This is a genomic window from Luteibacter jiangsuensis (assembly GCF_030812295.1).
Classification (GTDB): domain Bacteria; phylum Pseudomonadota; class Gammaproteobacteria; order Xanthomonadales; family Rhodanobacteraceae; genus Luteibacter; species Luteibacter jiangsuensis_A.
In genome coordinates, this window is the sequence record NZ_JAUSSK010000002.1 from 169,752 (window position 1) to 181,789 (window position 12,038).

10 protein-coding genes are annotated in these 12,038 nt (G+C 67.9%); 4 read left to right on the plus strand and 6 right to left on the minus strand.

Going from position 1 to position 12,038, the window contains the following annotated elements; all coding sequences use genetic code 11:
* Positions 1-84: 84 nt before the first annotated feature.
* Positions 85-930: a class D beta-lactamase gene (gene blaOXA, locus J2T07_RS06160; protein WP_306848258.1), complete on the plus strand. Its 846-nt coding sequence runs from the start codon at positions 85-87 to the stop codon at positions 928-930.
* Positions 931-937: 7 nt separating this feature from the next.
* On the opposite strand, the gene J2T07_RS06165 is transcribed toward blaOXA, so the two are convergent.
* The 5 genes from J2T07_RS06165 to J2T07_RS06185 all read right to left on the minus strand — a co-directional run bounded on the left by J2T07_RS06165 (position 938) and on the right by J2T07_RS06185 (position 7,932).
* Complete coding sequence (locus tag J2T07_RS06165) at positions 938-2,302, minus strand: AMP-binding protein (protein ID WP_306848260.1); 1,365 nt, start codon at positions 2,300-2,302, stop codon at positions 938-940.
* A gap of 15 nt (positions 2,303-2,317) precedes the next feature.
* Complete coding sequence (locus tag J2T07_RS06170) at positions 2,318-2,887, minus strand: L-threonylcarbamoyladenylate synthase (RefSeq protein ID WP_306848262.1); 570 nt, start codon at positions 2,885-2,887, stop codon at positions 2,318-2,320.
* Between the two features lies 1 nt (position 2,888).
* Complete coding sequence (locus tag J2T07_RS06175; RefSeq protein ID WP_306848264.1) at positions 2,889-5,429, minus strand: DNA topoisomerase I; 2,541 nt, start codon at positions 5,427-5,429, stop codon at positions 2,889-2,891.
* 99 nt (positions 5,430-5,528) lie between these two features.
* Positions 5,529-6,668, minus strand: coding sequence for a DNA-processing protein DprA (gene dprA, locus J2T07_RS06180; protein ID WP_306848266.1), 1,140 nt, complete (start codon positions 6,666-6,668; stop codon positions 5,529-5,531).
* A 109-nt stretch (positions 6,669-6,777) separates the two neighbouring features.
* On the minus strand, positions 6,778-7,932 hold the full coding sequence (locus J2T07_RS06185) for a LysM peptidoglycan-binding domain-containing protein (RefSeq protein WP_306848268.1): 1,155 nt from the start codon (positions 7,930-7,932) through the stop codon (positions 6,778-6,780).
* Positions 7,933-8,135: 203 nt separating this feature from the next.
* Here J2T07_RS06185 and def point away from each other — a divergent pair, with 203 nt between their 5' ends.
* Genes def through rsmB form a run of 3 tightly spaced genes read left to right on the plus strand, consistent with a single transcriptional unit; the run spans position 8,136 to position 10,902 of the window.
* Positions 8,136-8,639: a peptide deformylase gene (gene def, locus J2T07_RS06190; protein ID WP_306849496.1), complete on the plus strand. Its 504-nt coding sequence runs from the start codon at positions 8,136-8,138 to the stop codon at positions 8,637-8,639.
* 2 nt (positions 8,640-8,641) lie between these two features.
* A complete protein-coding gene (gene fmt, locus J2T07_RS06195; protein ID WP_306848270.1) occupies positions 8,642-9,586 on the plus strand; it encodes a methionyl-tRNA formyltransferase in 945 nt (314 codons plus the stop codon).
* Complete coding sequence (gene rsmB / locus J2T07_RS06200) at positions 9,583-10,902, plus strand: 16S rRNA (cytosine(967)-C(5))-methyltransferase RsmB (RefSeq protein ID WP_306848272.1); 1,320 nt, start codon at positions 9,583-9,585, stop codon at positions 10,900-10,902. The genes fmt and rsmB overlap by 4 nt, the downstream gene beginning before the upstream one ends.
* Here rsmB and J2T07_RS06205 read toward each other — a convergent pair.
* On the minus strand, positions 10,863-11,999 hold the full coding sequence (locus J2T07_RS06205) for a glycosyltransferase (RefSeq protein WP_306848273.1): 1,137 nt from the start codon (positions 11,997-11,999) through the stop codon (positions 10,863-10,865). The two genes, rsmB and J2T07_RS06205, sit on opposite strands and share 40 nt — an antisense overlap.
* Positions 12,000-12,038: the final 39 nt, after the last annotated feature.

Below are 12,038 nucleotides of genomic sequence, written 5' to 3' on the forward strand. Positions count from 1 at the left end.
TGCCCGCGAAACGCCACACCAGGGCCCCGCGCCTTGCCCCTGGCGGATGGAAGCTCGACGCCCCAGTCCAAGGAGATCGCCCGCATGGTTCGCCTGCCCTACCTGCTCACCGCACTGTTCGCCCTCGTGCTAGCCACCTCGTCCCACGCCGCCGGATGGCAGGAACATCCGGAGTGGGGCAAAGTCTTCGCCGATGCCCACGTGCATGGAACCCTCCTGGTGTACGAGGAGGGCTCGGGAACGACGCACGTTTTCGACGCGGCACGCGCTCGCAAGCCCTACATCCCAGCCTCCACGTTCAAGATATTCAACGCGATGGTGGCCATCGATACCGGCGCGGTCGCCGACGAGTTCGACCCGATCGCCTGGGATGGCAAGGTCCGCAGCATGGGCGGCAAGCCGATGGTCGAATGGAATCGCGCCAACAGCCTCGCCAGTGGCATGCGCTATTCCACGGTATGGCTGTACCAGGAAGTGGCGCGCCGGGCAGGGCAGCAACGGATGCAGTCGTGGGTCGACAAGGCGGGGTACGGCAACCGCGATATCGGTGGAGGTATCGACAGGTTCTGGCTGGACGGCGCATTGCGTATCTCCGCCGAGCAACAGGTCGCTTTCCTGCGGCGGCTGGCCGATGGCACGCTGCCCTTCTCGGCACGCGCGCAGGAGATCGCGCGACGCATCACGATCTACGAAGCCGGCACGGACTATGTGCTGCATGCCAAGACGGGCTGGGCAACGCACGGGGCCCAGAACAACGCCGATCCGGCCAAGGCGGACGATATCGGCTGGTATGTCGGCTGGGTCGAGCACGGCGGCAAGCGCTGGTTCTTCGCGCTGAACATCGATATCGCCAAGCCCGAGGACGGCGGCAACCGGGTGGCGATCGCGCGCCAGATACTGGAGACGATGGGCGCGTTCGGCTCCCGCTGACCGCGCTTCAGCGCGCGAACAGGATCGCCAGCAATGGGCCGCGCGGCAGCTTTCCGGTTTCGTTGCGCGGCAGCGCATCGACCAGGCGCAAGGGACGCGGCAGGAAGACCGGGTCCATGGCGTTACGCAAGGCCGTCATCACCGCCTGCTCGGTCATTGCCGGCGCGACGACGAGACCGGCGATGCGGCGCACGCCCGACGAGTCGGCCTCGTCAAGCTGGAAGAGCACGCCATCGCGCACGCCGTCGATGGCAAGGAGGCGCCGGTTCAAGTCGCCCAGCGAGGCGCGCTTGCCGGCGATCTCCAGCAGGTCGCTGTTACGGCCGCGCAAGCGGAAAAGGCGGCCCTCGCCGTGCAAGGTAACGATGTCCGCCAGCGCGATCGCTTCCGCCAGTTGCGGGGCATCGACCAGCGTGCCATCGGGCTGCGGATGCAACGTGACACCCGGATAGAGTGTCCACTCCTCGTCCGTCGACGTACGGCGGCTGGCGAAGACACAGGTCTCCGTGGAGCCGAACACTTCATACAACGGCGCGTCGAAGCGATCCTCCGCCGTCGTCGCCAGTTCGACCGGCATGGGTGCCGTCGCCGAAACGAACGCCGCCAGCGGCGGCAGGGCCACGCCCGATTCCACCAGAGCGCGTAGGTGTACGGGCGTGGTCACGAGGACGCGCGGCTCAGGCATCGTCGCCAGCGCCGCCGCCACATCGGCCGGGAAGAACGGCCGCCCGGCGTGCACGCTCACCTCGGAAAGCAGGGGCATGAGCACCGACATCTCCATGCCGTACATGTGCTGCGGCGGCACGGTGGCGACGAGATCGAACGCCTTGCCGATACTCTTCCCGAGCATGCTCGCGTTCCCGGCATTGCTGGCCACGAAGCTGCCCCACGTCTTCGCGTTGGGCTTGGGCTTGCCGGTGGAACCGGAGGTGTAGCCGATGGCGACCACCGCGTCGGCGGCGATCATCGGTACCTCCACTTCCTCGGGCATGCCGTCATCGAGCGCCGGCATGCGTACGTATCCGGCCGGGGCGGGCGACAGGTCGAGTTCGCCGATCGCATACGAGCCGGGGTGCCCGGCCATCACTTCGTCGACCGCATGCGGCGCGCGCGATGGCGGAAGAAGATTGGTCTGGCCGCGCACGACCAGCGCCGCGAAGGCGACCAGGAAGGCATAGCGGTCTTCACACAGGTTCACCGCACCGCCGGCGTCCGGCAGGAGCGAGGCCACCTGGCGTACGTGGCCGAGGAACACCGCGGCGCTGACGGGCAGTCCGGCGCGCCACGCGACCGGCCGTGACAACGAGCCCACCAGCAAGGGCAGCCGTGGGCCGGGAGCCCGTCCGGCAATCTCAAATACGTTCGACGACAACGGCTTCTCCCCCTATCAGGCGCGGATGATAGCGCCGCTCAGGGCGTCACGGATGACCGTCGGGCGGTCGAGGCCGCCGAGTTCAGCGTCCAGCACGCCGTCGAGCCGGGCACCAAAGTAACGCTCCAATGTTGGCAGGTCACGTGCCGGCGGCTCGCCGTGGGGGTTCGCGCTGGTCGACACCACGGCGCCGCCGAAGGCCTTGCACAGAGCGGCAGCGGGCGCGTGGGCCGTGATCCGTAGTGCGATGCCGGCATGGGTGCCGGCGACCCACTCGGGGACGTGGGCGCTGCGGGGGAATATCCACGTGTTCGGGCCGGGCCAGGAGGCAAGCACCTGTTCCAGCACCTTCGCGGAAATCTTCGTCAGGTCGATATACGGCGCCACCTGCAGGAAATCGGCGGCGATGAGAAGCACGCCTTGCGAGTAGGGCCGGCCCTTCAGCGCGAAAAGTCGTTCGAAGGCGGTGCGGTCGTGAGGATCGCAACCGAGGCCGAAGACGGCCTCGGTGGGATAAGCGAGCACGCCGCCTTCGCGCAGGAGCGAGGCGGCCTGTTCGATGTCGGTCAGCGTGAAACGACGCATGTCAGTCGGCGATGGGCGCGGTCGCCTTGTTCGTTGTCTTTTTCACGACGGCTTTCTTCGTGGCGGCCTTGGTCGCCGTCTTCTTTGTGGCTGCCTTCTTCGCCGTCGTCTTCTTGCTCGCGGTTTTCTTCGTGGGCGACTTCTTCGCGGCCGTCTTTTTCACGGCTGTCGCGTCCTTGGTGGCCGCTTTCTTCGTGGCGGCTTTCTTGGTGGCAGTCTTCTTCGCCGCGGTCTTCTTGGCCGCGCGACCGCCACGGGGCTTCTTCACCGGGGCAGCGGCCAGCCATTCCGCGCATTCCGTCTCGGTGAGCGTTTTCGGATCGCGATCCTTGGGAATGCGCGCGTTTTTCTCGCCGTCGGTGATGTAAGGGCCGTAGCGGCCGTTGAGCACCTGCACGCCGTTGCCGAAGTCGAGGATCGTCCGGTTCGCGATGGCTTCCAGCTTCTCCTGCACCAGCTGCAGCGCGCGCGGCAACTCGATGACGTACGGGTCGTCCTCGGGCTTGAGCGAAGCATACGTATCGCCCTGCTTCACGAACGGACCGAAGCGGCCGATGCCGACGGTGACGTCCTCGCCGGCTTCGGACTTGCCCAGGGTGCGCGGCAACTTGAACAGCTCCATCGCCTCTTCAAGCGTGATGGTGTGCATGCTCTGCCCGGGCCGCAGGCTGGCGTAGGTGGGCTTGGCTTCGTCGTCCTTGCTGCCGATCTGGGCGTAGGCGCCATAGCGCCCCAGGCGCACCGACACCGGCTTGCCCGTTTTCGGATCGTTGCCAAGCTCGCGGGCGCCCGTGGCCTCGTTACGGTCGACCGACTCCGTCTTGTCGTCCACCAGGGTCTTGAACGGCAGCCAGAAGCGTTCGAGCAAGGGCACCCAGGCCTCCTCGCCACGGCTCACGGCATCCAGCTCGTCTTCGAGGCGGGCGGTGAAATCGTAATCGACATACTGGGCGAAGTGCCCCGAGAGGAACTGGCTGACCGCGCGGCCCACGTCGGTGGGCTTGAAGCGCCGGCTTTCGAGCAGGACGTATTCGCGGCTGAGCAGCACCTGGATGATGCTGGCGTAGGTCGAGGGGCGACCGATGCCGTACTCCTCCAGCGTCTTGACCAGGCTGGCCTCGGAAAAGCGGGGCGGCGGCTCGGTGAAATGCTGGTCGGCCACGATCTGCGAGACAGGCACCACGTCGCCCTGCTTGAGGCGGGGCAGGCGGCGCTGCTCGTCTTCGTCGTCGTTCTTCTGGTCGCGGCCCTCCTCGTACACGGCGAGGAAGCCGGGATCGATCACGGTGGTGCCACTGGCGCGGAAAGCCGAATCACCGACAGGAAATTCCACGGAAACCGTGTTCAGCGTGGCATGAACCATCTGGCAGGCGACCGTGCGCTTCCAGATCAATTCGTAGAGCTTGCGCTGGTCGTCGTTGAGGAACGAGGCGACGCTGCGGGGCGTGCGCATGGCCGAGGTCGGGCGCACGGCTTCATGCGCTTCCTGGGCGTTCTTCGACTTGGACTTGTAGACCTGGACGGCGTCTGGCAACGCTCCCTTGCCGTATTCGCGCCCAATCAGGTCGCGCAATTCGGCCACGGCGTCTTCCGAGAGCGCCACCGAGTCGGTACGCATGTACGTGATGAGACCGACATTGCCCTCGCTGCCCAAGCCCACGCCCTCGTAGAGGCCCTGGGCGATACGCATGGTGCGGCTGGTGGAGAAGCCCAGCTTGCGCGCGGCCTCCTGTTGCAAGGTGGACGTGGTGAAGGGCGGCGCCGGACGGCGCTTGCGCTCCTTGCTGGTGACCTCGCCAACGGTGAAGCGGCCCGCGGCGGCTTTCTCCAGCGCGGCGCGCGCCGCCATGGCATCGGCCTCGTTGGTGAGGTCGAACTGCTCGAATTTCTTCCCGTCCAGGCGGACCAGGCGGGCGTCGAACGCGCCGTCCGGATGGGTCAGGTTGGCCTGGATGGTCCAGTACTCACGCGCCTTGAAGGCTTCGATCTCGAGTTCACGCTCGACGATCATGCGCAGTGCCGGCGATTGCACGCGACCGGCGGACAGGCCGCGTTGCACCTTGCGCCAGAGCACGGGCGAGAGGTTGAAGCCGACGAGGTAATCCAACGCCCGGCGGGCCTGCTGGGCATCGACCAGGTCGTGCGAAAGCTTGCGCGGGTTGGCCACGGCCTCCTTGATGGCCTTCGGCGTGATCTCACTGAACACCACGCGCTGGACGTCCTTGCCCTCCAGCAGGCCGCGCTCGCGGAGGATTTCGCTGATATGCCAGGAGATGGCCTCGCCTTCGCGATCCAAGTCGGTCGCGAGATAGATGCTGGTGGCCGCCCGTGCCGCCTTGGCGATGGCGTCGACATGCTTCTCGTTGCGGTCGATCACCTCGTAGGCCATGGCGAAGCCGTGTTCGGGGTCGACGGCGCCCTCCTTCGGCCGAAGGTCGCGGACGTGGCCATACGACGCCAGCACCTGGAAGTCGGCTCCCAGGTACTTGTTGATCGTCTTGGCCTTGGCCGGCGATTCGACGATGAGAAGGTTCTTTGCCATGCGTTACCGATTCCGAGGATCGCGGGGGCGAGTTGACCCCAGCGTATGTATATATTTAGTTGGAAACATATCGCCGTGACGGCTGTCAAGCGTCGGCGATCAGACCATGCGCTGGTAGCGGTTGCCCGACAGCGCCGCGATTTCGCCTTCGAGTTCCAGTATCAGCAGCATCGACGACAGCGCTCCGGGAGCGATGCCCGTCGCGTCCACCAAGGCGTCGAGGGAGGCGGGATCGTACCCCATGACGTCGAGCAGGCGGCGATATTCCTCATCCTGACGCCAATCGAACGGGCCGGTCTTGCGCCGGCCGACCCCGGTCGGCCCCTCCCCCCGTTCCAGCCGGGCGCGTAATTCCGCGCCCAGTTCGAGGGCCGCGGGTGCCAGCGTGGCCAGGACTTCATCGGGCTTCTGGACCAGGCGGGCGCCCTCCCCGATGAGGGCATGACAGCCCTCGGCCAAGGGGTTGTGGATCGATCCGGGCAGCGCGAAGACATCCCGCCCCTGTTCGCCGGCCTGCCGGGCGGTGATGAGCGAACCCGAGCGGCGCCCCGCTTCGATCACCACCACTCCCAGGCTCAAGCCGGCGATGATGCGGTTGCGCTGGGGGAAGTGATGCACCAACGCGGCCGTCCCCGGCGGATATTCACTCACGATCGCGCCATGGGCGGCGATGCGCCGGGCCAGGGCATGGTGTTTTCGGGGGTAGACCCTGTCCGGTCCGGTGCCGATCACCGCCACGGTGGGCTGGCCCGCGTCCAATGCGGCTTCATGCGCCGCGCCATCGACCCCGTCGGCCATGCCGCTGGTGACCAGCAGCCCGCCAGCCGAGAGTTCGGCGGCGAAGCGCCGCGCATTCGCCAGACCGGGGGCCTGGGCCCGCCGGGCGCCGACGATCGCTACCTGCGGGCGCAGGAGCAGCGACGCGTCGCCCTTGACGAAAAGAGCGGCCGGTGGATCGGGAATGGCCTCGAGCTGCGGCGGGAAATCCTCCTCCGTGCACCGAAGCAGGCGCTGGTCGTCGCCGGCGAGCCAGGCGAGGTCATGGGCGAGCACCGCTTCGTCCGGCTGCTCGATCCAGGCCCGGCCCTCGCCGTCGAGGGCCTCGGCGTGACGCGTCAGCCAGCGGAGCAGGGAGGCCGCATCGCCGCGGGCGACGAGGCCCTCACGAATGCGCCGGGCCCCCAGGCCGGGGGTGCGCAGCAGGATCAACCAGTCGCGGAGGTCGTCGGAGTCGGTCATCCGCGCAGTTTAGAGGGCACGCATGAAGTGCCTGTCGGAACAGGCCACCAATTCAGGTGAGGCGTGGGCGCAGCGGTGGGAGCCGGTTCGCGGCCCCCACCTTTCTGCGTCATTCCGGCAGGACGAGGCGGTCGCCCTTCCTCAGCGGACGCAGCGCGTCCATCACCAGCGCGTAGCTGACGTGGTCGAAGGTGCGGAACACCATGATGTGGCCACCGAATTCGTCGGGCAATTGCACCTTGCGCGAGGTGTCGCGGCGGTTGTAGTTACCGCTGACCTCGTCGGGGATCTTCTCGCCCTGGCTCATCACCGTGAAGGTCGTGCCATTGTCGATGCCATCCGCGGATCCCGCCGAGATGGATATGACCTGGCGGCTGCCCACGCCGCTCAGGGCGTCGGTGAAACCGATCACACGAGGATCGGCCGGCATCGATTTCGGCGCGTGCGGATAGAAATACGGATCGTATGGCTTGTCCTCGACCGGCATCAGGCGGTCGCCCTTGCGCACCTCGAGGGTGGAGTCGACGAGAACCAGGCTGGAGACGTCGCCATTGGTCGCGATGACCTCGGCCGTGCCGATCACCGATACCTCGACCCCGCGATCGTCGCCCTTGCCCGTATGCGTGTCGTGGCGCGAATCCTCGCGCCACGGGCTCGGTGCCATGGAGACGTCGCTGTCGAGTTCGTCGGCCACGAACGAGCCGTGCGAGGGGTTGCCAATCATGTCGACGTTACCGTCCGAACCGCCATGGTCGCGGAAACGGTTGGTCGGGCGGACGATGGCCCAGCGCTGGCCGGGCTGGGCGGCATCGAGGTCGCGGGCGTAGATCTTGTTGCCCGGCGTCGCGCGCAGGTGGTTCTCTTCGAAGCCGACCAGGTACGGCGAACGCTCGACTTCATCGGCGTCCATCACCCGCAGCTCCTTCAGGAACATGCGCAACTCGCTGAGCGGAATCGCCGGGATGGCGTCGCCATCGGTGCGCACGCGCGGCTGCAGGCCGATGCGCGGGCCGCCTCCGGTCATCGACAGGTTGAGCACGTCGCCCGGATAGATAAGGTGCGGATTGCGCACCTGCGGATTCGCCTGCCAGATTTCAGGCCATAGCCAGGGCTTGCTGAGGAAGCGGGCGGAGATGTCCCAAAGGGTGTCGCCCCGGCGCACCGTGTAGGTGTCGGGGTGATCGGGACGAATCTGGGCCGCCGCCGCATAGACGGCCACAGTAAAAAACATGCCGCCAAGCAGCATGGCGAACTTCTTGATCATGGCGGGTTTTCCCCCTTCCCCGGTGCTGTCGCGAGTGTAACTGAATCGTTAACGGGCACAATACGTAAGCCTGCTCGCCCGGTCCCCGGCGCGGGCGTAGAATACCGGGCCATCCTACAGACGCCGTTGCTTGGATTTCGCCGATTTGCCCGCAAATCCGGGCACAGGCGCCGCAGCGGCCCGTGAACGTTCAAGGTGACACCGTGTCCACCCTCGCCATCCTGGAATTCCCCGACCCGCGCCTGCGCACCGTCGCCGCCCCGGTCACCGTCTTCGACGCCGAGCTCAAGCAATTCGTCGCCGACATGTACGAAACCATGTACGCCGCCAATGGCGTCGGCCTCGCCGCCACCCAGGTCAACGTGCACAAGCGCGTGCTCGTCGCCGACATGAGCGACGACCGCAACGCGCCCCTGGCGCTGATCAACCCCGAGATCCTGGAAAAGGACGGCCAGCAGGTCTACCAGGAGGGCTGTCTGTCGTTCCCGGGCATCTACGCGGACGTGACCCGCGCCCTGCGCGTGAAGGTCCGCGCCCAGGATGTCGACGGCAAGGAGATCCTGATCGAGGTGGAAGGCCCCCTGGCCGTGTGCATCCAGCACGAGATGGACCACCTCGCCGGCAAGGTCTTCGTCGACTACCTGTCGCCGCTGAAACGCGGAATGCTGCTCAAGCGGATGGAAAAACAGCGCAAGGCAAGCGCCTGACCGTGGCCGGCCGTTCCCTGCGGGTGGTGTTCGCCGGAACGCCCGAGTTCGCCGTGCCCTGCCTCGAGGCCTGCCGCGCCTCGGGCGCGGACGTCGTCGCCGTCTACACCCAGCCCGACCGGCCCGCCGGCCGCGGCCGCAAGTTGGCCGCCAGCCCGGTGAAGGATGCCGCGCTCGCCGCCGGCATTCCGGTCGAGCAGCCTGAATCGTTCAAGGCCGAAGCCGACCGCGAGCGGCTTGCGGCATACGCTCCCGACCTCATGGTCGTCGTCGCGTATGGCCTGATCCTGCCGCGCAAGGTATTGGCCATTCCACGGCTGGGCTGCTGGAACGTCCACGCTTCGCTGCTGCCGCGCTGGCGCGGCGCCGCGCCGATCCAGCGCGCCATCCTCGCCGGCGACAGCGAGTCGGGTGTCGACCTCATGCAGATGGAGGCAGGCCTCGACACCGGCCCCGTACTGGTCGAGCGGCGCACGCCGATCGGCGTGGACGACACCGGCGGCAGCCTGCACGACCGGCTTTCCGCCCTGGGAGCGGACGCACTCTCCGAAGGCCTGCGCAGGACGCTCGCTGGCGAAACCCTGACCCCTCGGGCCCAGCCCGAGGAAGGCGTGGTCTACGCGCACAAGCTCGACAAGGCCGAAGCCCGCCTCGATTTTTCCCTGCCGGCAACCGAACTGGAGCGGAAGGTTCGCGCCTTCGATCCCTGGCCAGTCGCCGAAGCGGATGTCGCGGGTGAGCGCCTGCGCGTCTGGTCCGCCCGCGCCATCGAGGGGGTTCCCGGCGTGCCCGCCGGAGAGGTGATCGCGGCTTCCCGGGCAGGCATCGACGTGGCTTGCGCGGAAGGCACCCTGCGACTCACCGCCGTGCAACGGGCGGGCGGGCGCCGGATCGGCGCGGCGGATTACCTCAACGCCCGGCCGGAGCTGAAGCGGGCCGCCTCGTGACCCGCGCCATCTCGGTACGCGCCCTGGCGGCCGAAGCCCTGGCCGACATCGCCCTTTCCGGGCACTCGCTGCGCGAGGTCGCCGACCGCGCCCTGCCCCGACTGCCGGATTCACGCGACCGCGCCCTGCTCACCGCGCTGCTCAACGAGGGAGCCCGCTGGTGGCCTCGCTTCGACGCGGCGCTCGATCGCCTGCTCGACAAGCCGATCCGGCGCAGCGAACCCGTCGTGCATGCACTGCTGGTCGCCGGGCTGGTGCAACTTGAAATTCTGGAGTTGCCTGGCTACGCCGCCGTGGCCGCCACGGTCGAGGCGGTTCGCGAATTGCGCCGGCCAAGACTCGCCGGACTGGTCAACGCGGTGCTTCGCCGGTGGCAGCGTGAACGCGAAACCTTGCTGGCCGAACTCGATGCCGTGCCAGCCACGCGCCATGCGCACCCCGCGTGGCTGGCGCAAGCGATCGCAAGCGACTGGCCGGCGCAGGTCGACGGCGTCCTCGCCGCCGCGAACATGGAACCACCGCTGATGTTGCGCGCGAACCGCCGCCGCGTGGCACGCGCCGAAGTGGCGGAAGCCTTGCGTGCCGTCGGCCAGGAGGTCGATCTCCATCCCTGGCTGGACGACGGACTGATCCTGCCGCACAGCACCGACATCACCCGCCTGCCCGGTTTCGCCCAGGGCCATTTCGCCGTGCAGGACGGCGCCGCACAGGTTCCCGCCGACCTGCTCGGCCTCGCCGACGGCCAACGCGTACTCGACGCGTGCGCTGCGCCAGGCGGCAAGGCCTGCCATGTGCTGGAGCGGGCGACGGTGTCGTTGGTCGCGGTGGAATCCGAGGCACACCGTGTGCCACGTATCCGGCAGAACCTGGAGCGGCTGGGCCTCGAGGCCGAGGTCATCGTCGGCGACGCGGGCGACACCACGAGCTGGTGGGACGGACGTCTCTTCGACCGCGTGATGATCGATGCGCCGTGCTCGGCCACGGGCGTGATCCGCCGCCGGCCCGACGTACGCCTGCATCGGCGGGCGGGCGACATCGACGCATTGGTTCCGCAGCAGGAACGCATCCTCGCTGCTTGCTGGAACGTCCTGGCGCCCGGCGGGCGCCTGCTCTACGTCACGTGCTCGCTCTTGCGGCGGGAGAACGAAGGCGTGGTCGCGGCCTTCCTGGCCGGCCGCGACGATGCCGTCGCCGTGCCATTCACCTTGCCCGTGGGGCAAGCCGCCACCGTGGGCTGGCAGATACTGCCGGGCGACGGTGACCTCGACGGCATGTACTACGCCCTGTTGGAAAAGTCCGCCATCAACGCCGCATAGACGGCTTCCGTGGCATCCACGAAGCGATCCATCCCGAACTCGGCCTGCGCATGGGCGCGTGCGGCGGCGCCCATCGCGGGAAGCGATGCGCGCGCGGCCAGCAAGGCACGCAAGGCGTCGGCGATGGCCGCCCGGTCGCGTGCCCGCACGACCCAGCCGTCTTCGCCCTGGCGGATGTTCTCGGGAAGACCCGCGTAGTCGCTGACCAGTACCGGCTTGCCCATCGCCATCATTTCACGGCAGGCGAACGAGATCGTCTCGACGTCCCAGGACAAGACGAAGCCCGCATCCAGCGCGGCCACCATCGGGCGCACATCGGCCAACCGGCCCGTGAAATGGACCTGCGGCGCGACACCCAGCGCCTCGATCCGGGCGAGGTCCTCCGCGCCGGGCATCCCGCCGGCGAGAACCACCCGCAGGCGCGCGCGCTCGTCCGGCGCCAGCGAGGCCATCGCTTCGACCAGATCCATCCAGCCCTTGTAGCGCGCGGTACCGGCATTGCTGCCGATCAACAGGGGGCCGGTCCCGGTGTCCGGCGCCAGCCACGCCGCACGCTGCTCCGGTTCCGGTTCGCGCGGCGTGAACCGGTCGATGTCCACGCCATTGAAGACCGTGGCCACGCGGCAACGCTTGTAAGGAGAGGCCAGCAACTGGCGCCGCACGAAGTCGCACACGGCGATGACCTGGTCGGTGCCGAAGCGCGAGCGCCAGGCATGTCCGGGGCCGGTCATGGGTTTCGAGTTGTGCTTGGTCAGGACGATGGGGGGACGAGGCCGCATGCCACGCGCGGCCGACATGACCAGCCGATGGTCCGCCGAGCCATTCACATGGACGAGGTCGAACCGCTCGCTCCGCAGGTAATCGGCAAGCTGCCGCCGCGCACGACGACGTGCCGGAAGACGGCCGAGTCCGTTCGGGAACGGCTGGTCGAGTACGCGCACACCGGCGATCGCGCGCGCTTCGCGGTTGAGGCGGCTGCCGGGCGGCGCGGCGACATGCACCTCATGGCGGCCCGCAAGCCCTTGCGCCAGGCCGATGATGTAAGTGGTGTGACCGCCGCCGTCGCCGTCGTGGAAGTTCGTGAAAAGGAGCTTCATCGCCCTGGGTCGGTCCTTGCCGAAGCTGAATTCTGGCCG

Coding starts and splice junctions, on each gene's coding strand:
- blaOXA (WP_306848258.1), top strand. CDS start 85: ATGGTTCGCCTGCCCTACCTGCTCACCGCACTGTTCGCCCTCGTGCTA.
- J2T07_RS06170 (WP_306848262.1), bottom strand. CDS start 2,887: ATGCGTCGTTTCACGCTGACCGACATCGAACAGGCCGCCTCGCTCCTG.
- J2T07_RS06175 (WP_306848264.1), bottom strand. CDS start 5,429: ATGGCAAAGAACCTTCTCATCGTCGAATCGCCGGCCAAGGCCAAGACG.
- dprA (WP_306848266.1), bottom strand. CDS start 6,668: ATGACCGACTCCGACGACCTCCGCGACTGGTTGATCCTGCTGCGCACC.
- J2T07_RS06185 (WP_306848268.1), bottom strand. CDS start 7,932: ATGATCAAGAAGTTCGCCATGCTGCTTGGCGGCATGTTTTTTACTGTG.
- J2T07_RS06205 (WP_306848273.1), bottom strand. CDS start 11,999: ATGAAGCTCCTTTTCACGAACTTCCACGACGGCGACGGCGGCGGTCAC.